Origin of the sequence: Azospirillum sp. TSH20, assembly GCF_003115935.1 — a bacterium.
Taxonomy (GTDB): domain Bacteria; phylum Pseudomonadota; class Alphaproteobacteria; order Azospirillales; family Azospirillaceae; genus Azospirillum.
Window position 1 is genome coordinate 1 of the sequence record NZ_LGQU01000025.1, and the last position, 24,289, is coordinate 24,289.

General features: G+C 68.5%; 17 protein-coding genes. 12 read left to right on the forward strand and 5 right to left on the reverse strand.

Features of this window, described 5'->3' with window-relative positions; all coding sequences use genetic code 11:
* Positions 1 to 51: 51 nt before the first annotated feature.
* Genes TSH20_RS07990 through uxuA form a run of 3 tightly spaced genes read left to right on the forward strand, consistent with a single transcriptional unit; the run spans position 52 to position 3,069 of the window.
* Entirely contained in the window at positions 52 to 555 is a 504-nt protein-coding gene (locus tag TSH20_RS07990) for a TRAP transporter small permease subunit (protein ID WP_109074232.1), read from the forward strand.
* Positions 555 to 1,829, forward strand: a complete 1,275-nt coding sequence (locus tag TSH20_RS07995) for a TRAP transporter large permease (protein ID WP_109074233.1) — start codon at positions 555 to 557, stop codon at positions 1,827 to 1,829. Before TSH20_RS07990 ends, TSH20_RS07995 begins: the two co-directional genes overlap by 1 nt.
* 43 nt (positions 1,830 to 1,872) lie before the next feature.
* The gene (gene uxuA / locus TSH20_RS08000) at positions 1,873 to 3,069 is read left to right on the forward strand and encodes a mannonate dehydratase (protein WP_109074234.1); all 1,197 of its coding nucleotides are present in this window, start codon (positions 1,873 to 1,875) and stop codon (positions 3,067 to 3,069) included.
* A gap of 16 nt (positions 3,070 to 3,085) precedes the next feature.
* On the opposite strand, the gene TSH20_RS08005 is transcribed toward uxuA, so the two are convergent.
* The gene (locus TSH20_RS08005) at positions 3,086 to 4,603 is read right to left on the reverse strand and encodes a sigma 54-interacting transcriptional regulator (protein ID WP_109074235.1); all 1,518 of its coding nucleotides are present in this window, start codon (positions 4,601 to 4,603) and stop codon (positions 3,086 to 3,088) included.
* Between the two features lie 224 nt (positions 4,604 to 4,827).
* On the opposite strand from TSH20_RS08005, the gene TSH20_RS08010 reads away from it, so the two are divergent.
* The 3 genes from TSH20_RS08010 to TSH20_RS08020 all read left to right on the forward strand — a co-directional run bounded on the left by TSH20_RS08010 (position 4,828) and on the right by TSH20_RS08020 (position 8,577).
* Positions 4,828 to 6,678, forward strand: a complete 1,851-nt coding sequence (locus TSH20_RS08010) for a histidine kinase N-terminal 7TM domain-containing protein (protein WP_109074236.1) — start codon at positions 4,828 to 4,830, stop codon at positions 6,676 to 6,678.
* A gap of 79 nt (positions 6,679 to 6,757) precedes the next feature.
* The gene (locus tag TSH20_RS08015) at positions 6,758 to 7,297 is read left to right on the forward strand and encodes a TRAP transporter small permease (RefSeq protein ID WP_109074237.1); all 540 of its coding nucleotides are present in this window, start codon (positions 6,758 to 6,760) and stop codon (positions 7,295 to 7,297) included.
* A complete protein-coding gene (locus TSH20_RS08020; RefSeq protein WP_109074238.1) occupies positions 7,294 to 8,577 on the forward strand; it encodes a TRAP transporter large permease in 1,284 nt (427 codons plus the stop codon). The genes TSH20_RS08015 and TSH20_RS08020 overlap by 4 nt, the downstream gene beginning before the upstream one ends.
* Here the strand turns inward: TSH20_RS08020 and TSH20_RS08025 are convergent.
* A complete protein-coding gene (locus TSH20_RS08025; RefSeq protein ID WP_109074239.1) occupies positions 8,574 to 8,840 on the reverse strand; it encodes a hypothetical protein in 267 nt (88 codons plus the stop codon). The two genes, TSH20_RS08020 and TSH20_RS08025, sit on opposite strands and share 4 nt — an antisense overlap.
* Entirely contained in the window at positions 8,837 to 10,462 is a 1,626-nt protein-coding gene (norR, locus tag TSH20_RS08030; protein ID WP_109074240.1) for a nitric oxide reductase transcriptional regulator NorR, read from the reverse strand. Before norR ends, TSH20_RS08025 begins: the two co-directional genes overlap by 4 nt.
* Positions 10,463 to 10,596: 134 nt before the next feature.
* Here norR and hmpA point away from each other — a divergent pair, with 134 nt between their 5' ends.
* The 4 genes from hmpA (at position 10,597) to TSH20_RS08050 (ending at position 16,247) form a co-directional block, all read left to right on the forward strand.
* A complete protein-coding gene (gene hmpA / locus TSH20_RS08035; protein WP_109074241.1) occupies positions 10,597 to 11,772 on the forward strand; it encodes an NO-inducible flavohemoprotein in 1,176 nt (391 codons plus the stop codon).
* A 489-nt stretch (positions 11,773 to 12,261) separates the two neighbouring features.
* Positions 12,262 to 14,439 (forward strand): methyl-accepting chemotaxis protein, encoded by a 2,178-nt coding sequence (locus tag TSH20_RS08040; protein ID WP_247871424.1) that lies wholly within the window; start codon positions 12,262 to 12,264, stop codon positions 14,437 to 14,439.
* 228 nt (positions 14,440 to 14,667) lie between these two features.
* Positions 14,668 to 15,594 (forward strand): SIS domain-containing protein, encoded by a 927-nt coding sequence (locus tag TSH20_RS08045; protein WP_109074242.1) that lies wholly within the window; start codon positions 14,668 to 14,670, stop codon positions 15,592 to 15,594.
* Positions 15,594 to 16,247, forward strand: coding sequence for a bifunctional 4-hydroxy-2-oxoglutarate aldolase/2-dehydro-3-deoxy-phosphogluconate aldolase (locus TSH20_RS08050; protein ID WP_109074243.1), 654 nt, complete (start codon positions 15,594 to 15,596; stop codon positions 16,245 to 16,247). The genes TSH20_RS08045 and TSH20_RS08050 overlap by 1 nt, the downstream gene beginning before the upstream one ends.
* Before the next feature lie 36 nt (positions 16,248 to 16,283).
* Here TSH20_RS08050 and TSH20_RS08055 read toward each other — a convergent pair whose 3' ends face one another.
* The gene (locus TSH20_RS08055) at positions 16,284 to 19,781 is read right to left on the reverse strand and encodes a PAS domain-containing hybrid sensor histidine kinase/response regulator (RefSeq protein WP_109074244.1); all 3,498 of its coding nucleotides are present in this window, start codon (positions 19,779 to 19,781) and stop codon (positions 16,284 to 16,286) included.
* 87 nt (positions 19,782 to 19,868) lie between these two features.
* On the opposite strand from TSH20_RS08055, the gene TSH20_RS08060 reads away from it, so the two are divergent.
* Together TSH20_RS08060 and TSH20_RS08065 are read left to right on the forward strand one after the other, a co-directional pair.
* Complete coding sequence (locus TSH20_RS08060) at positions 19,869 to 20,951, forward strand: transporter substrate-binding domain-containing protein (RefSeq protein WP_109074245.1); 1,083 nt, start codon at positions 19,869 to 19,871, stop codon at positions 20,949 to 20,951.
* Between the two features lie 226 nt (positions 20,952 to 21,177).
* A complete protein-coding gene (locus tag TSH20_RS08065) occupies positions 21,178 to 22,893 on the forward strand; it encodes an MFS transporter (RefSeq protein WP_109074246.1) in 1,716 nt (571 codons plus the stop codon).
* Positions 22,894 to 22,996: 103 nt separating this feature from the next.
* On the opposite strand, the gene TSH20_RS08070 is transcribed toward TSH20_RS08065, so the two are convergent.
* A complete protein-coding gene (locus TSH20_RS08070; protein WP_109074247.1) occupies positions 22,997 to 24,172 on the reverse strand; it encodes a hypothetical protein in 1,176 nt (391 codons plus the stop codon).
* Between the last annotated feature and the right edge of the window lie 117 nt (positions 24,173 to 24,289).

Sequence of the window (24,289 nt, forward strand, 5' to 3'; positions counted from 1 at the left end):
GAGGGGGATACGGAGTTGTGTCCCCCTCCCCCAACCGCAAGAGCCCTTCCAATGCGCAACGCCTTTGCCGCCGCGGTGTCGGCCGTCTCCGCCCTTTGCCGCTGGGGAACCCTGGCGGCCATCGGCGTCCTCATCGTTGTCGTGACCATCCAGGTGCTGGGCCGCATTCCCGGTTTCCCCTCGCCGCCCTGGACGGAGGAGGTGGCCCGCTTCGCGCTGGTCCATCTCGTCGCCTTCTCCTGCGGGCTGGCGCTGCTGCGCGGCGAGCTGGTGAACGTCGACATGTTCATCCTGCTGCTGCCCAAGCCCCTGCAGACGGCGGTCGCACGGCTGGTCGATCTGGCGATCCTGGTCTTTGCCATCGCCATCATCCCCGGCGCCTGGGATTACGTCGTCGGCAGCATTGGTGAGCGGGCGCGCTCCATCAACGTGCCGATGATCTGGGTCTATGTGGTGACGCTGATCATCCCGGTGTCGCTCGCCTTCTTCTCGATCGCCCGGCTGGCCGGGCTCGGGCGCGATTCCGCGCCGCCCAGCCATGGGGAAACCGTCTGATGGTCACCGCACTGTTCGTCACCTTCGCCGTCCTGCTGATCCTGGGCGCGCCGGTGGGCATCGCGCTGGGCGGCGCGTCGGCGGTCTATCTGGTCGGCAGCGACATCGACCTCGCCGTTGTTCCGCAATTCATGTATGCGGGCATGGACAGCTTCGTCCTGCTCTGCATCCCCGGCTTCGTGCTGGCCGGCAACCTGATGAACGGCGGCGGCATCACCGACCAGATCGTGCTGTTCAGCAACCGGCTGGTCGGCCATATCCGCGGCGGCCTCGGGCTTGCCAACGTGACGGGGTCGATGGTGTTCGCCGGCATCTCCGGCACCGCGGTGGCGGAGACCGCCTCCATCGGCGCGGTGATGATCCCGGCGATGCGCAAGTCCGGCTATGACGCGCCCTTCGCCGCCGCGGTGACCGCCGCCGCCTCCACCGTCGGGCCGATCATCCCGCCCAGCGTGCCGATGATCATCGTCGGCACCCTGACCGGCCTGTCGGTCGGCAAGATGTTCATGGCCGGCGCCGTCCCGGGCCTGCTGCTGGGCGTCGGCATGATGCTGACGGTCTGGATCCTGGCGCGGGTGCGCAATTATCCCCGGGAGCCTTGGCAGGGCTTCGGCGCGCTGCTGCGTGCCAGCCGAGGCGCCTTCTGGGCGCTGCTGATGACGGCGATCATCCTGTTCGGCATCGTCGGCGGCTATTTCACCCCGACCGAGGCCTCCATCGTCGCGGCGCTCTACGCCTTCGTCATCGGGCTGTTCGTCTACAAGGGCTTCAAGCTGCGCCAGCTGCCCGGCATCCTGCTGGAAAGCGCCATCGGGGCGGGCGGGCTGATCCTGCTGGTGGGGCTTGCCAACGTCTTCGGCTGGATCCTGACCAGCGAGCAGATCCCGCAGGCCATCGCCGCCTCGATGCTGGCGCTGACCACCAACAAGTATCTGATCATCCTGCTGATCAACATCCTGCTGCTGATCGTCGGCACCTTCATGGAAACGATCGCGGCGCTGATCATCCTGTTCCCGCCGCTGCTGGCGGTGGCAACGCAGGTCGGCATCGACCCGATCCATTTCGCCACCTTCGCCGTGCTGAACCTGATGATCGGCCTGACCACCCCGCCGGTCGGCGTCTGCCTGTTCGTCGCAGCGAACATCGCGAAGATCTCGCTGGGCGCGATCACCAAGGCGATCTGGCCCTTCCTGCTCTGCAACATCGTGATCCTGTTCCTGGTCTCCTACATCCCGGCCCTGTCGCTGTGGCTGCCGAGCCTGCTTTTCCGCTGACACCCAAATCCAAAGCCCCTCTCTTTCCAAGGAGTTCGAAGCCATGGAACAATCCTGGCGCTGGTTCGGCCCCGAAGACGCCATCAAGCTGAACCACATCCGCCAAGCCGGCGCCACCGGCGTGGTCACCGCCCTGCACCACATCCCCTACGGCGTCGTCTGGTCGGTCGAGGAAATCCAGAAACGCAAGGCGATGATCGAGTCCGACAAGGAACTCGGCCTCAGCTGGACCGTCACCGAAAGCCTGCCGGTGCACGAGGCGATCAAGATCGGCGAAGGCGACCTGACGGAGCTGTTCGACAATTACCGCCAGTCGATGCGCAACCTCGCCGCCTGCGGCGTGACCACCATCTGCTACAACTTCATGCCGGTTCTGGATTGGACGCGGACGGAGCTGGCGGCGGCGCTGCCGGGCGGCGGCACCTCGCTGCGCTTCAACGCCCATGAGCATGCCGCCTTCGACGTCTACATGCTGGAACGTCCGGGCGCCGAGGAGGACCATTCGCCGGAGGTCCTCGCCAAGGCCAAGGAGTGGTTCGACCGCTCTTCCGAAAGCGACCGGGCGAAGCTGCTGTCGAACATCATGGCCGGCTTGCCGGGCGCCTATGACCGCTACGACATCCCCGGCCTGCGCAAGATGATCGCGCGCTTCAACGGCATGTCCGCCGACGGCCTGCGCGAGACGCTGGCCCGCTTCCTGCGCGAGGTGATCCCGACGGCGGAGGAGGTCGGCATCCGCATGGCGATCCATCCCGACGACCCGCCCCGCCCGCTGTTCGGCCTGCCCCGCATCGTCAGCACCGAGGACGACCTCGCCCACCTGATCAATGCGGTGAAGTCGCCGAACAACGGCCTGACCTTCTGCACCGGCTCGCTCGGCGCGGGCCAGACCAACAACGTGCCGGCGATGGCCAAGCGCTTCGCCGAGGACATCCACTTCGTCCACCTGCGCAACGTCGCCAAGGAGCCGGACGGCTCCTTCGAGGAAGCCGACCATCTCGGCGGCGACGTGGATATGGTTTCGGTCGTCACCACCCTGCTGGAGGAGCAGAAGCGCCGCCAGGACGCCGGCAACGACAACTGGCGCCTGCCCTTCCGTCCCGACCATGGCCATGAGCTGCTGGACGATGTGGGCAAACCGACCCACCCCGGCTATCCGATGATCGGCCGTCTGCGTGGTCTGGCGGAAATCCGCGGCGTGATGACCGCCGTCGCGGCGGTGAAGCAGCTGCCGATGTGACGAGAACGCGCCGGCCTCACCCGCCGGCGCGCATCCCCAGCCGGGCGAGCTTCTTGTAGAAGGCGGCGCGGGAGATGCCGAGCGCCCGTGCCGCCTCCGTCGCCCGGCCGCCGCTGGCCGCGAGCGCACGGCCGAGTAGCCCGCGCTCGAACTCGTCGAAAGCCTCGTCATAGCCCGGCAGGGGTTGTGGTTCCACATGGACCAGCGACGACGCCGGTGTCGGACGCGTCACCTCTGCCGGTTCTGCATCCGCCAAATCCGGCAATGCCTCGGCGAGGTCGGCGGCGGTCAGGCGGCGGTTGTCGGTCAGCAGGCAGGTGCGCTCCAGCACATTGCGCAGCTCGCGCACATTGCCGGGCCAGCGGTGGCGGCTCAGCGCCTCGACCGCTTCCGGGGTCAGGCCGCGCAGGGGAAGGCCGCTGCGGGCGGCGATCTCCTGCAGGATGGATTCTGCGATGGCCTCCAGCCCGCCGCCCATCTCCGCCAGGGCCGGCAGTCGGATCGGCAGCACGTTCAGCCGGTAATAGAGGTCGGAGCGGAAACGGCCGTCGCGGATCCGCTGCTCCAGATCGACATTCGTCGCCGCGATCACCCGCACATCGACCTTCACCGGACGGTCGGAGCCCAGCGGTTCGATCTCCTGCTCCTGCAGGGCCCGCAGCAGCTTGGCCTGCAGCCCAAGCGGCATGTCGCCGATCTCGTCCAGGAACAGGGTGCCGCCATCGGCGGTCTTGAAGCGGCCTTCCCGGCCCCGGCGGTCCATCCCGGTATAGGCGCCGGGCACCGCGCCGAAGAACTCCGCCTCCAGCAGCGTTTCCGGGATCGCCGCGACGTTGACGCCGACGAAGGACCGGCCGCTACGCGCCGACAGGCCATGGATGGCCTGGGCGATCAGCTCCTTGCCGGTGCCGGTCTCGCCCAGCAGAAGGATCGGCGCGTCGCTGCGGGCGGCGAGGCGGGCCTTGCGCTTGACCTCCAGGCAGACCGGGCTGTCGCCGACATAGCTTTGCAGCGTGTAGCGCGGCTGCCGCCCCTCGTCGAGCCGGCGCCGGGTCGCCGCCAGTTCGGCCTCCAGCCGCGACAGCTCGGCCAGCAGAGGTTTCAGGCGGTGCAGGCTGTCATAGAGGACGAAGCCGACGGCGCCGATCACCGTGCCCGCGTCGTCGGTCAGCGGAAAGCGCGTCACCACCAGCCGCTGGGTGCCGAACAGCATCAGGTCGAGCAGGATCGGCTGGCCGGTCGCCAGAACCTGACGCATCTGCGAATGGGGGATGATCTCCTCCACCTCGCGGCCGATGGCCTCGGCGGGGTCGGAGATGCCGAGCATGCGGGCGTATTTCTCGTTGATCCACACCACCCGCGCGTCGCGGTCGACCGCCACCGTGCCCTCGGACTGGGTTTCCAGCGCCTCGAACAGCGACGGGATGGCGCGGCTGCGCAGCAACGCGGCATTCCCGGCAAAGGCATCGCCTTCAAGGGGAACCGCCGCCCTGTCCGCTCCGCCCCGCCGTCCGCCGTCCGCTCGTTCCGTCACCCTGGCCGCTCCTCATGATCGTCGCATCCAGGTGTTATCGGGACCGCGCCCGGATTCCGCAATGCTAGAGCGACCCTCGGGGCAAGGCCGATCACAGTGCCGCAGGCTCTTGCAGAGTTGCGGCCGGCCGGTCCATGCTGCGGTGCCGTAGCGCTTTCCCGCTCCATTGCGGAGCGGCCGCGCCACTCCTCCGGAGCCATCTTGCCCGTTCCGTCCGTTCCGCCATGCTGACCCTGCCGGCCCTTCTCCTGCTTGCCGCGGTGCTGGCGACCTTGTGGACGGCATGGCGCAGCTGGGCTCTGCCCCCCTTTCCTGGACGCTTCAACTTCGTGGCGATGCAGCTGTCCGCCTGCTGGTGGACGACGGCTGCCGCCATCGAAACCATCGTCCCGGCCCCGGCGGACAAGCTGTTCTGGGCCGAAATGGCGTGGTTCGGCATCGTCTGCACCCCCAGCTTCTGGGCACTGTTCCTGTGGTCCTACACGCAGGAGGAATTGGCGGCGCGCTGGCGGCTGGTGCCGGTCGTGGTGGGCGCGCTGACCTGGGCGGCGGCGCTGACCAACGACGCCCATCGGCTGATCTACACGGCGGTCCAACCGATCAGCGACGCGCCGGGCGCCGCGCTGGACTACAGCCACGGCCTGTTGTTCTTCGTCGTCACCATCTATCTCTATGCCTTCATGGTGATGAGCATCGTCGTCACCGCCAGCGGCATCCACCGGGCCACGCCGGCCTACCGCACCCATTACCTGGGCTTCCTGGTGGCGATGGCGGTGCCGTGGGTGGCGAATGTCGGCTACGTCACCGGCAACCTGACGCTGTTCGACTTCGACCCCACTCCCTTCAGCTTCCTGCTGATGGGCGCGGTGTTCTACTGGCTGATCACCCGGCGGCGCCTGTTCGTCCTGCTGCCGGTCGCCCGCGACGCCCTGCTGGACGCCGTACCCGACCCCGTTCTGGTTCTCGATGCCGACGGCACGGTGGTGGAGGCGAACCCGGCGGCCCTGGCGCTGGTGCCCGACGGCACGCCGCTCGGCCGCCGGCTGGCCGACCTCCCCGGCCTGTCGGCGCTGTCGCCGCGGGACATCACCCTTCCGGCGCCGCTGACGCTGGAGAGTGACGGCACAGTGCGCAGCTTCGAGGCGACCCGCGTCCCGCTCACCTCCGGCAGCGCCGGCGGGCGTGCTGCGGCGCGCGAGGTCGGCTGCCTGCTGATGCTGCGCGACGTCACCCATCGCCGCCGGGCCGAAATGCGGCTGGAGGACATGGTGCGGCGCCTCGACCTCGCCCGGCTGGAGGCGGAGGAGCGGCTGGTGGCGGAGCAGGAGGCCAAGCGGGCGCTGAACGGCTTCCTGTCGATGGCGGCCCACGAGTTCAAGACGCCGCTCGCCATCATCGACGGCGCGGCCCAGCTTCTGCTGATGGACGCGGAGGTGAAGGCCCCCGGCATGCTGCCGCGGCTGGAGAAGATCCGCCGTGCGGTACGCCGGCAGGTCAACATCCTGGATACCTGCCTTGCCGACGACCGACTGAGCGACCCGGCTTTCGCGTTGCGCCGCGATCCGCTGGAACTGCCGGCTTTGCTGCGCGCTGCCGCTTCGGCCCAGGGCGACGCCGCCCCCGGCCGGCGGATTGAGCTGGAGCTGGACGGTTGTCCGGCCCGGATGACCGGCGACGGCCCGATGCTGGAGCTGTGCGTCCACAACTTGCTGAACAACGCGCTGAAATACTCGCCTCCCGGCACGCCGGTCCGGCTGCGCGCCTGGAGCGAGGACGGGGGCGAGGAAGGGCCGGACGGGCAATCGCAACTGGCGTTGTCGGTGGCCGACCAGGGCATCGGCATCCCGGACAGCGAACGGGAGCGGGTGTTCGACCGGTTCTTCCGCGCCTCCAACACCGGAACGGCGGCGGGCAGCGGTGTCGGGCTGAACATGGTCCGCCGCATCGCGGCGCTGCATGGTGGAACGGTGACGGTCGACAGCCGATTGGGCGGGGGCAGCGTCTTCACGCTACGGATCCCGCTCGGTGAAGACGCGCTCTGCGAAGACGGGATGGCCGGCATGTCGGCGGATTAATCCGTCGGAGAGATCGTTTCTTGCATTGATTGACAGGTGAAGGGAATAATCCCGCTCCCTCCATCTGGACCCTGGCAATATGAGCGATCACGACCCCACCGTCGTCCGGCCGGTGCCGAAACCCCGCGTCCCTCTGGGCATCGAAGAGGTGCTGGTCGCCATCACCATGGCGGTGGTGGCGCTGATCACCTTCGCCAACGTCGTGGTGCGCTACCTCACCGACGTCTCCTTCGCCTTCACCGAGGAATATTCGATCGCGCTGATGGTGATCCTGACCTTCCTCGGCGCCTCGGCCGCGGTTGTGAAGGACCGGCACATCCGCATCACCTTCGTCACCGACAAGCTGTCGCCGGCCAACCGCCGTCGGGCGGAACAGTTCGCCATGGCCTGCGTCGCGCTGATGTACGGGCTGCTGGTGGTTTACGGCACCTGGACGACCTGGGACGATTACCGGTTCGAGGTGACCTCGCCGGCGCTGGGGCTGCCGCAGTGGATCTACACGATCTGGCTGCCGGTGCTGTCGCTGGTGGTGCTGGCCCGCACCATCGGCCGCATGATCCGCATCCACCGCGGCACCGAACCGCTGGAAACCGGACATATCCCGGAGGGCGAACCGTGATCACCAGCCTGCTCTTCGGGTCCTTCCTGATCATGATGCTGGCGGGCGTGCCGATTGCCGCCGCCCTTGGCCTGGCCGGCACCGCCGCCATCGCCTTTGCCCATCTCGGCGTCCTTTCGGTCCCGACCAGCGTCTATACCGGCATCGCCAAATATCCGCTGCTGACCATCCCGATGTTCGTGCTGGCCGGCACCATCTTCGACCGGTCGGGCGTGGCGCAGAAGCTGGTGCGCTTCGCCACCGCCATCGTCGGCCAGGGCAAGGGTGCGCTGGCGATCATCGCGGTGGTGGTGGCGATGATGATGGGTGGCATCTCCGGTTCCGGCCCCGCCATCGCCGCGGCGGTCTGCGGCGTGATGGCGCCCAGCATGATCCGCGCCGGCTATCCCCGCCCCTACATCGCCAGCGTCATCGCCGCGGCGGCGGCCACCGACATCCTGATCCCGCCGTCGGTCGCCCTCATCATCTACAGCGTCCTGGTGCCGGCCGCCCCGACCACCTCGATGTTCGCCGCCGGCATCATTCCCGGCACGCTGGCCGGCCTCGCCCTCATCATCCCGGTCTTCTGGCTGGCGCGGAAACACAATCTCGGCGCCAAGCTGTCGCACGAGCCGCGCCCGCCCTTCTGGCGCAGCCTGTGGGACGCATCGCTCGGCCTGTTCGCCAAGGTCATCATCCTGGGCGGCCTGCGTCTCGGCATCTTCACCCCGACCGAGGCGGCGGTGATCGCGGTGGCCTACGGCCTGCTGCTCGGCATGGTGGTCTACCGCACCATCCGCCTCCGCGACCTCTATTCCATGCTGGTGGAGGCGGCGGAGATCTCCGCCATCATCCTGACGGTGATCGCGCTGGCCAGCGTGTTCGGCTGGGCGCTGAGCACCCTGTCGGTGATCGACCCCATCGCCGACGCCATCATCCACTCCGGCCTTGGCGAATATGGCGTGATGGCGCTGCTGGTGGTGATGCTAACCATCATCGGCACCTTCCTGGACGGCATCTCGATCTTCATCATCCTGCTGCCTCTGCTGATCCCCATCGCCACCGCCTACAAATGGGACCTGACCTGGTTCGGCGTCATCCTGACCCTGATGATCGCCGTCGGCCAGTTCACCCCGCCGATGGCCGTCAACCTGATGGTGGCCTGCCGCATGACCGGCTGTTCGATGGAAAGCACCCTACGCTGGGTGATGTGGCCGCTGGTCACCATGCTGCTGGTGGTGGTCGCGGTGATCATCTGGCCGGATCTGGCGCTGTGGATGCCGCGGCAGATGGGATTCTAGAGGAAGCGTTCGATGTCGCGGCTGGTCAGATGCAGGCTGGCCGCGGCACCGTAGCCGCGCCCTGATATCTTGCCGGCCGCCGCGGCCTCGAACGCGGTGCGGTGGGCGGCGGCGTAGGCGAGGCAGTCCTCCGGCGTCGGGGCTCGCCGGCCGAGCAGGGCGCGGAAGGCCAGACGGTGGACGGCGCACCAGCCGCCGTGACCGGCCGGGCGGAAGACCAGCGCGTCGATGTCCGCGCGCCAGGACAGCCCCTCCCCGCTCATTCCCGCAATCCCAGCCGCCGGGCGAGGCGGAACAGGTTGCTGCGGTCAAGGCCGAGCGACCGCGCCGTCTGCGCCCAGTTGCCGTCGTGGCGGGCCAGATGCTCGCGGATCATCCGGCGTTCGAGATCCTCCACCGCGTCGCGCAACGGCAGTTCAGGCAGGTCCGGCGGTTCCGGCAGGCGGGAGCGCTGCGCCGGCATCGCCGCCGTCACGGCACTCCCCTCCTCCTGCCCCGGATCGGCCAAGCCCAAATCCTCCAAGCCCAAATCCACCGGGGTCAGGGTCAGCACGCCGCCGTCCGGCGGACGGGCGACGCGGGCGCGGATGGCGCCTCGGCCGATGGCGTGCTCCAGCTCGCGCACGTTGCCGGGCCAGGGGTAGGCCAGCATGCGCCGCTCCGCCGCCGCCGACAGACGAAGGTTGCGCAAGCCCAGCCGCGCCCGGTTGCGTTCCAGGAACAGGCCGGCCAGCCGCAGGATGTCGGTGCCGCGGTCGCGCAGCGGCGGCACCCGCAACGGATAGACGCTGAGCCGGTGATAGACGTCGGCCCGGAAGCGGCCTTCCCGCACCTCTGCCGCGAGGTCGCGGTTGGTGGCGGCGATCACCCGGACGTCGACGGTGATGTGGCGGTCGGAGCCGACGCGTTGGATCTCGCCGTTCTGCAGCGCCCGCAGCATCTTGGCCTGCACCGCCAGCGGCAGTTCGCCGACCTCGTCCAGGAACAGGGTGCCGCCGTCGGCCAGTTCGAACTTGCCGCGCCGGTCGGCCACCGCACCGGAGAAGGCGCCGCGCACATGGCCGAACAGCTCGCTTTCCACCAGCGCGTCCGGCAGGGCCGCGCAATTGACGTGGACCAGCGGCCCGGCGGCGCGGGGGGAGTGGGCGTGCAGCCGGCGGGCCACCAGTTCCTTCCCCACCCCGGTCTCGCCCAGCACCAGCACGACGAGGTCGCTGGCCGCCACGGTATCGACCTCCGTCAGCAGAGCGGCCATCGCCGGGCTGCTGCCGACGGGGTCGAAATCGAGCCCCTGCGGCGGATCGTCGAGGATGCGCAGGGGCGTTCCGCCATCCGCTGCCACGGCTGCGTCCTGTGCCGCCCGCCGCTCCACCGCGGTCGCGAGGTCTGCAGTCAATTTCGCCCAGGCGGCAATCGCCCCGTCCCAGCCGTCGAAACGCCCTTCGTTCAGCGCGTCCAGCGTCAGCACGCCCCAGGGCCGCCCGTCGACGCTCAGCGGCGCTCCGACGCAGTCATGCACATGCAACCGCTCGCGCAGGTCGGGGATCAGCCCGTCATAGGGGTCGGGCAACTCGCAGCCGGCGGGGAAGCGCAGCGGCCCGTCCTCCGCCTCGGCAATCGCCTGCAGGCGGGGATGCTCGCCCAGTTCGAAACGCCGGCCGAGCGTGTCGGGACTGAGCCCGCGCGTGGCCAGCGGAACCAGCAGCCCCTCCTCCCCCGGCCGGCTGTCGTGACGCAGCAGCGCACAGGCATCGCAGGGCAGATGGCGCGCCATCAGGTCGAGCAGCAGCGGCCACAGTTGCGCCGGATCGTCCATCGCCAGCAAAAGCGCCCCTGCCTCGGCGAGCGGCAGCACCGTTGTCGAAATGACCACATCGTTGTTCATTCGACATCATAGCGTCCGCGGTCGCTTTGACAACGCTCCCCTCTGTGCAGTGCGGAATCGCTGGCTGCGTCGCTTTGGCACAGGGTTTGCCATCCGGTTGCGACAACGTGACGCGTAAAAGGATTGCCCTCTTCATGCTGACGCCTGCACAGATCGCCGTCATCAAGGCCACGGCTCCCGCCGTCGCCGCCAATGCCAACGAGATCACCGGCACCTTCTATCCGCTGATGTTCGAGCGCTTCCCCGAGGTGCGCGCCGTCTTCAACCAGAGCCACCAGCGCAGCAGCGCCCAGCCGGAAGCGCTGGCCAACGCCATCATCGCCTACGCCTCCAACATCGACCGGCTGGAGGTTCTGGGCCCGGCGGTGGAGGCCATCGTGCAGAAGCACGTTTCGCTCAACATCACCCCCGACCAGTACAAGATCGTCGGCACCTGCCTGATGGAAGCCATCGGCAAGGTGCTGGGCGATGCGGTGACGGCCGAGGTCGCCGACGCTTGGGGCGCGGCCTACTGGCAACTGGCCGACCTGCTGATCGCGGCGGAGGAAAAGGAATATGCCCGCAAGGCGGCGCTGACCGGCGGCTGGCGCGGCGCCCGGCGCTTCCGCATCGTGGAGAAGACGCCGGAAAGCGCCGTCATCACCTCCTTCCGGCTGGCGCCGGTCGATGGCGGGCGGGTGATGGATTTCCATCCCGGCCAGTATCTCGGCCTGCGCCTGACCGTCGCCGGCGACACCGTCCACCGCAACTACAGCCTCTCGGCCTCGCCGAACGGCCGCGACTACCGCATCTCGGTGAAGCGCGAGCCGCAGGGTCTGGTGTCCGGCTTCCTGCATGACCGCGTGCAGGTCGGTGACGAGATCGACGTCTATCCGCCGGCCGGCGAGTTCGTGCTGCGCGAGGGCGCCGGCCCGCTGCTGCTGATCACCGGTGGCGTCGGCCAGACCCCCGCCCTGCCGCTGGCCGAACAGGCGCTGGCCGCCGGCCGCAAGGTCATCTACGTGCATGCCGCGCTCAACGGCTCGGTCCACGCCTTCCGCCAGCAGATCGACGAGCTGGCCGCCATGAACGAGGCGCTGAAGCCGGTCTATTGCTATGCGGAGCCGCAGCCGGGCGACCAGCCGCACTTGGTCGGCCTGCTCGACCAGCAGCGTTTGGCCAACCTGCTGCCGAAGGAGCCGGGCGTGGCCGCCTATGTCGTCGGCCCGAAGCCCTTCATGGCCGCGGTGGTCAAGGCGCTGACCGCGCTGGGCCTCCCGGAGTCGGCCATCATCCACGAGTTCTTCGGCCCGCGGGAAGCACTCGCCTGACGCGGCACCCGAACAAGGTTGCCTCCAAACCTCGCAAGCCGGCCTTTCCCCAAAGGCCGGCGTTTTTTCGGCCGATGTCCGTCCGCCTGACGCCTTTGCGTCCGGCGGCTGCGAGTAAATCTGTTATATCACTTAAATCAGATGTGATTTGCCGCGGCATAGGCCACCCTTCCGACTTGCCCCCGGCAGAGTGTGCTCCTTCTCGGTGAAATCCTCATGCGACGCAGCCGGCCATCCATTGCGATGCGGCATGATCCGCAACGCAATGCGGAAGAATCGTGGATTCTCCTTATTTCTTTCTTAGCGATTTTGGCGCTTTCCTAGTCACGGAACGGTCAAATTATTTGCAACTGTTCCTTTCCCGTGACCTCGCCGATGGCCGTACCGGGGAGGGGACGGAGGAAACGGTGATGCGGCGAGAGCCGGAACGGCCGGCCGCAGTGACGTGTGGAGCGCTGGTGCCCGAGAGCATCAAGGGGGGAGGACGGTATGTCGAACGATAGCCGGAGCATGATGCTCCAAGGCGCGCCCGCGAAAGGCGCCGCCTGGTATTCCGGGCTGCGCGCCAAGCTGATGATCGCCATCGGCGTGGTGTTGTCCGGCACGCTGGTCGCCGCCGCCGTGGCGCTGACCGGCTATGCGAATGTGCGCACCACCATCGACGCCATCGTCGGCGAAGCGGTGCCGGCGATGACCGAGGGCATGGCGGTGGCGCAGCAGGCCGAACGGCTGGTGGCGCTGGCACCGGCCCTGACCTCCGCCGACGCCGCCGCCGCGCGGGAAGCGGTGTCCGCCCGCATTGCGGAGGCGAAAGAGGAATTCAACACGCGCCTGTCCCGGCTGCGCGCCACCGGCTCCGCCGGGGATCAGCTCGCCGCCATCGAGCAGGCATCGCAGGGGCTGCTCAACAACCTCGTGCAGCTCGACCAGGCGGCGGCCGAACGGGTGGCGCTCGCCGCCGAACGCACGGCGATGCTGCCGAAGGTGATGGCCGCCGAGGCGGAAATCCAGAAATTCGCCGCCCCGTGGACCTCCGTCCTCAACAATGACGAGGAACAGGCCCGCTCGACACTGGCGGAGCCGGATGCCGATGCTGCCGCGATGCGCGAAGCGGCGGCCACCCTGTCCAAGATCACGACTCAGAAGAAGCCGCTGATTGCCGTCACGAACGAGGCGGCCAACATCCGCAACATGCTGATGGAAGCGGCGACGACCAACGACGACCAGCGGCTGGCGATCATCGAGACGCGGGTCGGCGTGTCGCTCGCCGGCCTGTCCAACGGTGCCCGGGGGCTGCCGGAGCGGCTGGCCGCCGTCGCCTCGAAGCAGGCGGACCTTCTGAAGGATTATTCGATCGGCGAGACCTCGCTGGTCACCCTCCGGCAGAAGGAACTGGCGATCCAGGGCTATTTCGTCCAGCTGCTGGAGAGCAACCACGCCCTGACCACCACCCTGTCCAAGGGGATCGCCACCCTGGTCGAGGGCCAGAAGCACAACATCGCCGAGGCCAGCGGCGCCACCACCCGCATGCTGGACAACAGCCAGCTGACGCAGATCGCCGTCGCCGTCGCCAGCATCCTGGTGTCGATTCTGGTCGTCTGGCTCTATATCGGCCGCATCGTCATCCGTCGGATGATGGCTCTCAAAGCCGGCATGGGCCGGATCGCCGCCGGCGACCTGGACGCCGAGATCGCGCTGCACGGCCATGACGAGATCGCGGAGATGGGGGCGGCGCTGCTCGTCTTCCGCGACACCGCGCGCGAGGTGGAAACAACCCGCGCCGCCGCCGAGGCCGAACGCCAGCGGGCCGCCGGAGAACGCCGCCAGACCATGCTGTCGCTGGCCGACCAGTTCGAGAACGGCGTGAAGACTGTGGTGGAGACGGTATCCGCCGCCGCCACCCAGATGCATCAGACCGCCGCCGGCATGGTGGCGACCGCCGACAACACCTCCCGTCAGGCGGGCAGCGCCGCCGAGGCGGCGGAGACCGCGTCGGTCAACGTCGACGGCGCCGCGTCGGCCGCGCATGAGCTGTCGCAGTCGATCAGCGAGATCGCCCGGCAGGTAACCGAATCGGCGACCATCGCCGCCAAGGCGGCAAACGAGGCCGACCGCACCGACAGCACCATGCGCGAACTGAACGAGGCCGCCAGCCGCATCGGCGCCGTGCTCGACCTGATCTCCGACATCGCCGGCCAGACCAACCTGCTGGCGCTGAACGCCACCATCGAGGCGGCGCGGGCGGGAGAGGCCGGCAAGGGCTTCGCCGTGGTGGCGCAGGAGGTCAAGCAGTTGGCCAGCCAGACGGCGAAGGCCACCGACCAGATCGCCGGCCAGATCGGCGCCATGCAGCAGGCGACCGGCGAGGCGGTGAACGCCATCCGCAGCATCGGCCTGACCATCGGCCGCCTGAACGACATCGCCGCCAGCATCGCCGCAGCGGTGGAGGAGCAGGGCGCCGCCACCTCGGAGATTGCCCGCAATGTCCAGCAGGCGGCGGGCGGCACCGCCCAGGCCTCGCAGAACATCGGTCAGGTCCGCACCGCCGCCGGCCAGACCGGCCAGTCGGCGCAGGAGGTCCTGTCGGTCGCCCAAGAGGTCTCGACCCAGACCGGCCATCTCCAACAACAGATCGACCGCTTCCTCAGTCAGGTGCGGTCGGCCTGACCTGACCCACCCGAAAAGCCCCTCTCCCGACGGAGAGGGGCTTTTCATTTGTCTCCCCAATTTGTTCCCTGGGACCACCACCCCGCATTGGGCCACCCCTTCAACGGGCGCCCGGAAAGTAGAGGGGGTGCGCGGACGAAATGTAGTGTTGCTTCACAGGCGGGTCGACAAAGCGGCGTATCTGTAGTAAAACTACATTCGTTTCTCGGCAGCCACGCTGGCCCCCCCATGCTGGACACCATCGCCTCGTCCCTCGACAGCCTGCGCCGCGCGGAAGCTGCGGTGGCCCGCACCGTTCTGGCCGATCCGGAGGCCGCGGTCCGCGACAGCCTGGCGCAGCTGGCCGGCAAGGCCGGGGTCAGCGAACCGTCGGTCCTGCGCTTCTGCCGCTCCGCCGGCTTCGGCGGTTTTCAGGAATTCAAGATCTCGTTGGCCCAGCATCTGGCGGCCTCCGCCGTGCGGGAGGAGGTCGGCGACCGCCCGACCCCGCTGGTGCGCGACCTCACCCCCGGTGACAGCGTCGCCAGTGCGGCGGAAAAGGTGCTGAACCGCTCCATTGACGCGCTGGTCCGCCTGCGCGGCCGGCTCGACAGCATGGCGCTGGAAAAGGCGGCCGGGGTGCTGGCGCGGGCGCGGCGGGTGCAGATCGTCGGCGTCGGCGCGTCGGGCGCGGTGGCGCTGGACGCCCATCACAAGCTGTTCCGCCTGCTGCCGCAGGTAACCGCCAGCACCGACGCCCATCTGCAGGCGATGGCGGCGGCGACACTCGGCCCCGGCGATGCCCTGCTGGCGATTTCAAAGACCGGCACCAGCGACGAGATCTTCGACGTCGCCGCCATCGCCCGCGACGGCGGGGCGACGGTGATCGCCATCACCGCGTCCGCGACGCCGCTGGCCGAACGTGCCGACATCCGCCTGACCGTCGACGTCGACGAGGACACCGCCGTCCACACCCCGATGGCCTCGCGGCTGGCGCAACTGGCGCTGATCGACGTGCTGACCGTCGCGGTCGGCTTGCAGGCCCCGCCGGGTCTCGACCGCCGTCTGGCCCGCATCAAGGCGGTTCTGGCCGGGCACCACCGCGTGCCGGAGCGGCCGGCTTCCCTTTCAAACCCCTCATCCCCAATCATCCAGAAGAAATCCGAGGAATCCTGATGTCCACCACCCAGAGCCCTGTCGAAATCCTGGACCAGCTCGTCGCCTATGGCGTCGTTCCGGTCATCCGCAACAGCTCCGCCGATCTGGCGCGCACCGCCGTCACCTGGCTGCGCGAGGCCGGTTACGGCACCTTCGAGATCACCATGACCACCCCCGGCGCCGTCGGCCTGATCGAGGAGCTGTCGGCCGAGGGCGGCGCCCTGATCGGCGCCGGCACCGTCCTGACCCCCGGCGCCGTCGCCGACGTGGTGAAGGCCGGCGCCAAGTACGTGGTCTCGCCCTGCGTCGTGCCGAAGGTGGCCGCCGCCTGCCGCGACCATGGCGTGGCCTGCCTGATGGGCGCCCTGACCCCGACCGAGGTGCATGCCGCGATTTCCGCGGGCGCCGACGCCATCAAGATCTTCCCGGCCTCCACCGTCGGCCCGGCGCACATCAAGGCGCTGAAGTCGGTCTTCCCCGGCGTCCGCTTCGTCCCCACCGGCGGCATCGACGCCACCACCGTGGCGTCCTATGTCGCGGCAGGCGTGGCCTGCGTCGGCGCCGGCGGCAAGCTGGTCGACGAAACCCTGGTCAAGAAGGGCGACCGCGAGGGCATCCTCGCCGCCGGCCGCCAGCTGATGGAAGCCTATCGCGCCGCCAAGGGGGCGTGAGCAAGTCGGCATGAGGCGGGAAGCAAAACTCCCGCCTCAAACCCCCTCCAGCACACCCCGCACCGCATCCATCGCCGCGAGGCCACGGCTGAACGCCGACTCCGCGGTGGCGGCCAACTCTTGCGCCTCAGCGCGGCGGCCTTCGCGCATGCCGTCCTCCACCGCGCGCATCAGGCCGACGAAGCCGGTCAGGCCGAAATGGCTGGCGGCGCCGGCAAGCCGGTGGGCGATGTCCTCGATCTCCTCGTCAGAGCTGTCGACGGCGGTCAGGCGGGGCAGCCCGTCCTGCGCCGATTCCAGCAGCAGACCGCGGATGGTGGTGAAGCGCGCCGGACCGAGCGAACGGATATAGCGCTCCAGAATCTCCTCGTTCACGTCGTCCTCCACCACCGGCGGACGAGCGGACGGCTCGACCGGCACCGATCCGGCACCCGTCTCCTCGTCCCCGTCGGACCGCGCCGCAACGGCGTTCGACAGCAGGTGCATCAGGCGTTCCGGGAAGATCGGCTTCTCGATCACCGCATCGATGCCGGAGGCGATATAGCGGGCGCGGTCGGCGGCGAAGACGTTGGCGGTCACCGCCACGATCGGCACCGCCGCGCGGTCGCCGTCCTCAAGCGCGCGGATGCGGCGCGCCACCTCCGGCCCGTCGATGTCGGGCAGGCGGATGTCCAGCAGGATGGCATCGAAACGCCGCCGCGTCGCCAACTCCAGCGCCTTTTCCCCCGTCTCCGCGACGGTGATGCGGTGGCCGGCGTCGGACAGCAGGCCCAGCGCCACCTCGCGGTTGATCGCGTCGTCCTCCACCAGCAGCAGGGCCAGCGAGCGCACCCGGCTGATCGGCAGAAGCCGGCCGGGCCGGGCGGGAAGCGCCGGCTCGATCACCCGCTGCAACGGGATGGTGACGGTGAAGACGCTGCCCAGCCCCTCCGCGCTGTCGACGCGGATGCTGCCCTGCATGGCGTCCAGCAGGTGGCGGACGATGGCCAGCCCCAACCCGCTGCCGCCGAAACGCCGGGCAATGGTGGGATCGGCCTGCTCCAGCTTTTCGAAGATGGCGGCGCGGCGGTCCGCCGGGATGCCGATGCCGGTGTCGCGCACGGCCAGACGCAGCATCTCTCCGGAGCCGGAACGTTCCGGAGCCGGTTCGATGTCGACGCGCAGGTCCACCCCGCCGCGTTCGGTGAACTTCACCGCGTTGCCGACGAGGTTCACCAGAATCTGACGCAGCCGCTGGCGGTCGACCACCACCAGCTCCGGCACCTCCGGCGCGATGTCGAGGTCGAGGTCGATCCCCTTCTCGTTCGCCAGTCCTTCCACTGTCGCAACGACTTCCTCCAGCACCGGCAGCAGGGCGCAGGGAGCGGGGTCGAGGTCCAGCTTGCCGTCCTCGATCTTGCGCAGATCGAGGATGTCGTTGACCTGATCGAGCAGCCCGTGACCGCAGCGCATGATCGACATGGCATAGCGCCGCTCCCCGGCATGCAGCTGGCCGGTCAGCAACAGCCGGCACAGGCCGAGGATGCCGTTCAGCGGCGTGCGCATCTCGTGGCTGACGGTGGCGAGGAATTCGGTCTTGGCGGCGTCGGCGCGCTCCGCCCGTTCCTTGGCCTGCCGCAGCTCCTCACGAGCCCGGCGCGACGCGGTGATGTCGTTGGCGACGCAGATGATGCGGCAGCGTCCGTCGCCAGACCATTCAAAGGGATGGCGCTGCAGGGCGAAGACCGCGTTCTCGCCATGGCGGGGAAGCACCAGCTCCTCCACCCCCAGCGAGCGCATCGAACCGGGATCGCCGCCGGCAAGCGCCCGGCCGGTTTCCGGCCCCAGCACCTCGGCCAGGGTGCGGTTCTCGATGTCGGCGCGGCGGGTGCCGAAACAATCCTCCGCCGCCCGGTTCCACAGGACGACGCGGCCGCTGTCGCCGTCCAGCACGTAGAGAACGCTCGGCACATTGTCGATCACCGCATCCAGGAAGGCCTGTGTCCGGCGCAACAGCTCCTCCGCCTCGCGGCGGCGGGTGATGTCGACGACTGAACTGAGCAGCACCTCCTCGCCCTGGAATTCGAAGGCGATGCCAGACAGCAGGCCCCACAACCGGCGACCGGACTGGGTCACCAGCTCCGTCTCCACATCGAGCGCGATGCCGCTGGTGAAGACGTCGCGGACGAACTCGTCGCGCACCTGCGGGACGTACCAGACACTGGCGGCGGGGCGGCCGAGCAACTCGCCGGCCTCGTCCACTTCGAACAGGTCGGCGGCGCGGCGGTTGACGAATCGGATCTGGCCGTCGGTGCGGCCGGAGATCACCAGCGGGACGGGTGCCGCCTCCAGCACAGTGCGCAGCCACTGCTCGTTGCGGCGGAGCGCCGCGCTCTTGTCCTCCGTCTCCTGGATGTAGAAGCGCAACGCGCGGGCAAGCTGGCCGATCTCGTCGGCGCCGGTCACCGGCACCTCGGCCCGGCCGCCGCCGGTGCGATCGCGGATCGCCTCGCTGACCGCCCACAGCCGGGCCAGCACCTTGCGCCGCACATACAGAACCGACAGCACCATCCCCAGCACGACCACGCCGACCGAGGCGAAGAACAGGCGGGTGTAGGTGGTGGAGACCTCGATCACCTGCTGGCGGCTTTCCTCCGCCGCCTTGGTCTGTTCGACGAAGATGCCGGTGTTCAGCCCGGTGTTGACCAGCGACACCTGATTGGCGCGGTCGACCAGCCCGTTCAGCATCTCCGACGCCTGCAATTCTGCCTGCCGCTGGCGGAAGACGGAGCGGTCGCCTTCCACCACCGACCGCATGCCCTCGGCCAGCCGGGCAAGCCGGTCCGACACGTCCCCCGCCGGAACCGACCCGTCCAGCGCCGCCAGTTGCGCGGCGGCGCTGTCGGCCAGCCGGGCAAGCGCGAAGCTGTTCTCCGCCTGATGGACCGAGGCGATCAGGAACAGCAGTCGCTCCGCCATCGCCAGCCAGCGCTGCACGCCGGCATCCTCCACCCCGCGCAGCGCCGGTTCGGCCAGGGCGTCGGCCATCCGCCGCACGTCGCGGGTGCGGTCGGCCAGGGCGCGGCGGGCGGCGATGCGGGCGGCGACGCCGCGGTCGATGGCGTCACGCAGCCGCAGAATCTCGTCGCGCTGCAGCTTCAGCCCGGCGATCCGTTGGGCCTGCCGGCCGTCTGCCGAATCCAACTCGGCCAGCAGCCGATCATAGCCGTCCAGCTGGTCGGCCAGCCCCTGCTTGATCGTTTCGCGTCCGAAATTCTCTTCCGACAGAGCCAATTGTTCCAGGGTCCGCATGATCCGCTGGTGCTGACGCTCCAGCTTGGCGGAGGCGACGACGGCCGGGAACTGCTCCGACGTGACCTTGGTGATGCCGGCATGCAGCCCGTCGAAGGCGATGTAGGCGCCCAGCCCGATCAGGAAGGCGACCAGCCCGTTGAAGGCGAGCGCGCCGAACAGCCGCGCCCCGACGCCGATCCTGACCATCCCGGCCTTGCCCGGTTCAGAACCGCCAGACCCCGACCCGCTGCCGTCCGCCATTCCTGTCCCTGCTCATCCGGTCCCGCATCGTTTGCGCGAGAACGATCGCAGCGTATCATAGCCCATCCGTGGGATAAGGGGAGAAGGATGGGGTCGAAGCCTGTTGCCGTCGCGTTCGGCCTGCTGCTGGCGCTGCAGTTCTTTACTGGAGCCGGCACCGGAGCCACCGCGGCACAGCCGGAACCCGCCGCCGCACGCAACGGCGACCGGCCGGTGCTGGCGGAAATCGAGCGGCGTGGGGTTGTGCGCTGCGGGGTGTCCTTCAATCCCGGTTTCGCCGCCAACGACGACGGTGGCCGTCCGGTGGGCTTCATGGTCGATCTGTGCCGGGCGCTGGCGGCTGCGGTGCTGGGCAAGGCCGACGCCATCGAGGTCCGCCGGCTGTCGAAGCTGCAGGAGTTCGCCGCGGTCGCCACCGGCGAGGTCGACGTCTCCTTCGCCCAGACCTCCTGGACGCTGACGCGGGATGCGACCTATGCCGTCGATTTCGGGCCGCCGATCTTCTACGACGTGCAGGGGATCGCCGCGTGGCGGCTGCCCGACGGCCGGTCGGCGCTGGACGGTGAACTGACGGTCTGCGTTCCGGCCGGGACCACCACCCAGGCCGAACTGGAGTCCCTGATCGCCGGCGGCAAGCGACTCTGGAAGCTGCGCAGCTTCCCCGGCTGGCCCGACACGCTGGAGGCCTTCCTCAGCCGCGACTGCGCGGCGGTCAGCGCAGACCGGGCATTGCTGACCACGGCGCTGCATATGTTGGACGCGCCGCAGGACGCGCTGGAAATCGCCGACACCCCCGTGGCTTCTTCCGTTGCCGCCCGCGAGCCGCTGGCGCCGCTGACGCCGAACAGCGACCGCATGTGGATGGCGGCGGTGCGTTGGGTCATGTTCGCGCTGTTCCTGACCGACGATGCCGGCGTCACCGGCGCCAACGCCAATTTCCAGCGCATCACCGGCAGCAGCGAGATGCGGCGCCTGCTGTCCGGCATGCCGGAAGTGGCGGCCAAGGCGGGCCTGCGTCCGGACTGGGCCTATCAGGCGGTGGTGCAGGTCGGGAATTACGGCGAGATCTTCGACCGCAATCTCGGCAGCCGGTCCCCCTTCAAGCTGGACCGCGGCGTGAATCGGCCCTGGACGCAGGGCGGGCTGCTCTATGCCCCGGTTTTCCAGTAAGGGCTGTGCCGGCAAACGGCCGAATTCGCACAATAGAACAGTGTAACCCAATACCGTGCCCCGTTGCCCCCCGACCATGGTCGGGGGTGACGCCGATAGTTTGTATACGCAACTATCTGCACAACGACCAAGAAGCGGGCTCGGTCATTCAACGGCATGACCACGATGTGCCGCTCACAAAAAACCAACCACAGTCCTGGCTTATTCACTTGGGAGGGTGAAAACCATGGCCTATGCGGCTTCGACGGCTGATGCCGTCCGACCGATGACGGGCGAGGAGAAGAAAGTCATCTTCGCGTCCTCGCTCGGGACGGTTTTCGAGTGGTACGACTTCTATCTCTATGGATCGCTCAGCGCGGTCATCGCCGCGCAGTTCTTTTCGGGCGTGAACCCGACCGCGGCCTTCATCTTCGCCCTGATGGCGTTCGCCGCCGGCTTTGCGGTCCGGCCCTTCGGTGCCCTGGTCTTCGGCCGTCTCGGCGACATGATCGGCCGCAAATACACCTTCCTTGTCACCATCCTCATCATGGGCCTGTCGACCTTCATCGTCGGCATCCTGCCCAACTATGCCTCGATCGGCATCGCCGCGCCGATCATCCTGATCGGGCTGCGCCTGCTGCAGGGTCTGGCTCTCGGCGGCGAATATGGCGGTGCCGCCACCTATGTCGCCGAACATGCGCCGCATGGCCGCCGCGGCAACTACACCTCTTGGATCCAGACCACTGCGACGCTCGGCCTGTTCCTGTCGCTGCTGGTCATCCTGGGCTGCCGCGTCTCGATGTCGCCGGAGGATTTCAACGCCTGGGGCTGGCGCATCCCGTTCCTGATCTCCATCGTGCTGCTCGGCATCTCGGTGTGGATCCGGCTGATGCTGAACGAATCGCCCGCCTTCAAGAAGATGAAGGAGGAGGGCAAGCATTCGACCGCGCCGCTGACCGAATCCTTCGGCCGGTGGAAGAACCTGAAGATCGTGCTGCTCGCCCTGTTCGGCCTCGTCGCCGGTCAGGCGGTGGTCTGGTACACCGGCCAGTTCTATGCCCTGTTCTTCCTGACCCAGACGCTGAAGGTCGATGCCCAGGCGGCCAACCTGATGATCGCGGCGGCGTTGCTGATCGGCACGCCCTTCTTCGTGATCTTCGGTTCGCTGGCCGACAGGATCGGCCGCAAGCCGATCATCATGGCAGGACTGCTGCTGGCCTGCCTGACCTATTTCCCGCTGTTCAAGGGCATCACCCACTACGCCAACCCGGCGCTTGAGGAAGCCATCGCCACGGCACCGGTCGTCGTCGTCGCCGATCCGAACGAATGCTCGTTCCAGTTCAACCCGGTCGGCACCAGCCAGTTCACCAGTTCCTGCGACATCGCCAAGAGCGCCCTGGTGAAGCGCGGCATCCCCTACACCAACGAAGCGGGGCCGGCCGGTACCGTCGCCTCGATCAAGGTCGGCAGCACGGTCATCCCCGGCTATTCCGCCCTGCCGCAGGCCAACACCACCGTGTCGCTGAGCCACGGTCCGGCCACCGCCGCCACCCCGGCCGACGCCAAGGCGGCGGGCGCCGCCTTCGACAAGGGGCTGGGCGACGCGCTGAAGGCGGCCAACTACCCGCCGAAGGCCGACCCGGCCCGCATCGACACGGTGATGGTCATCGCCCTGCTGACGGTGCTGGTCATCTATGTGACCATGGTTTACGGCCCGATCGCCGCCATGCTGGTGGAGATGTTCCCGACCCGCATCCGCTACACCTCGATGTCGCTGCCCTACCACATCGGCAACGGCTGGTTCGGTGGCTTCCTGCCAACCACCTCCTTCGCCATCGTGGCGGCCACCGGCGACATCTATTCCGGCCTGTGGTACCCGATCGTCATCGCCGCCGCGACCCTGGTGATCGGCCTGCTGTTCGTCCGCGAGACCAAGGACGTGGACATCTACCAGCACGATTGACGCTACCGGCCTTCGCCTGAACCGGCGATGGTCCCGCAAAGGAAATGGGCGGAGGGGATTTCCCTCCGCCCATTTTCCGTCCGGGTTCCGTCTGGCGCGTCCGTCAGGCAATCGACAGCGCCGCGTGCGGCTGCGTGGCGTCGGCCGCGGCAAAGGCGGTGCCGGTGGCCAGCGGCGAGGCGTCGCGGCCTTCCTGGTAGCCGAACTGGACGTAATGGTTGGTCGCGGCCTGCAGATCTGTGCCGAAGGCGGCCTGCAGATCCGGATAGCGCGCCAGATAGGACGAGGCGTCGAACTCCAGGTTCCGGCCCTCGTTGCGGCCGAACTGGGCATAATGGAGCGCCGCCGCGGTCGTGTCCGTGCCGAAGGCGGCGATCAGGTCCGGGTTGGCGGCAAGATAGCTCATGGAATCGAAATCGGTCTGGCGGCCTTCCAGCCGCCCCATTTCGATATAGTGACGGGTCGCCGCGCTGGTGTCGGTGCCGAAGGCGGCAAAGATGTCCGGATTGTCGGCGAGATATCCCGCGGCATTGAAGGTCAGGGTGCGCCCCTCGCTCCAGCCGAAGGACCGGTAATGGTCGAAGGCGGCATCGGAGTCCGTGCCGTAGGCCGCGGCAAGGTCGGTGTTGGCGGCGAGATAGGACAGGCCGTCGAACACCGGGGCGGTGGCGCCGGCAACCGTCTGGTCGGCGTACTGGATGAACTCGACATTGGTCAGCCGGTCATAGCCGTTGGCGTCGATCACGTAGATCTCGCCATCGTGCTTGACGGCGCCGCTGTCGGCCCGCGAGGAGTGGCGGACCACCGTGTCGATGCCGTCGCTGCCGTCGATGATATTCACGCCCTTGCCGCCATCCAGCAGGTCGTCGCCCCGGCCGCCGTTGATGGTGTCGTCGCCGGCATAGCCGCGCATCGTATCGTTGAAGTCCGACCCGGTCAGGCTGTCGTTGCCGCTCAGCAGGGCATCGCGGATCGCCTCCGCGTCGGTACCGGCCGCAGCCCAACCCAGTGCGGTCGCGACCGGCAGGTTCAACTGCGACACCGACAGGTCGGGAACGCCGTTCGTGGCGTTGGTGACGCTGGCGATGGTGCCCCCGGTCAGGGTCTGCGTGGCCGCGTCATAGGTGAAATTGCCGCGGAAGTCGGTGGACCGGCCGTCCGGATAGCTGATGACGAGCTGGCTGGGCGTGGCCACGGTGACCGTGCCGCCCCGGATACCCGTCACCCCGAGTTCATCGGTGTTGATGCTGGTCTGGGAACCGGCGCTGACCGCTACCATTCGGACTCTCCTTAGCCTTGCGTGTTCGACCAAAGGCTTTGCAGCCCGGCAGGAAGAACAACGGCGGGTCGGAAGAGTGCCACGCTCACCGGAGGTGCGGTCGGGCGGCCACCTTTG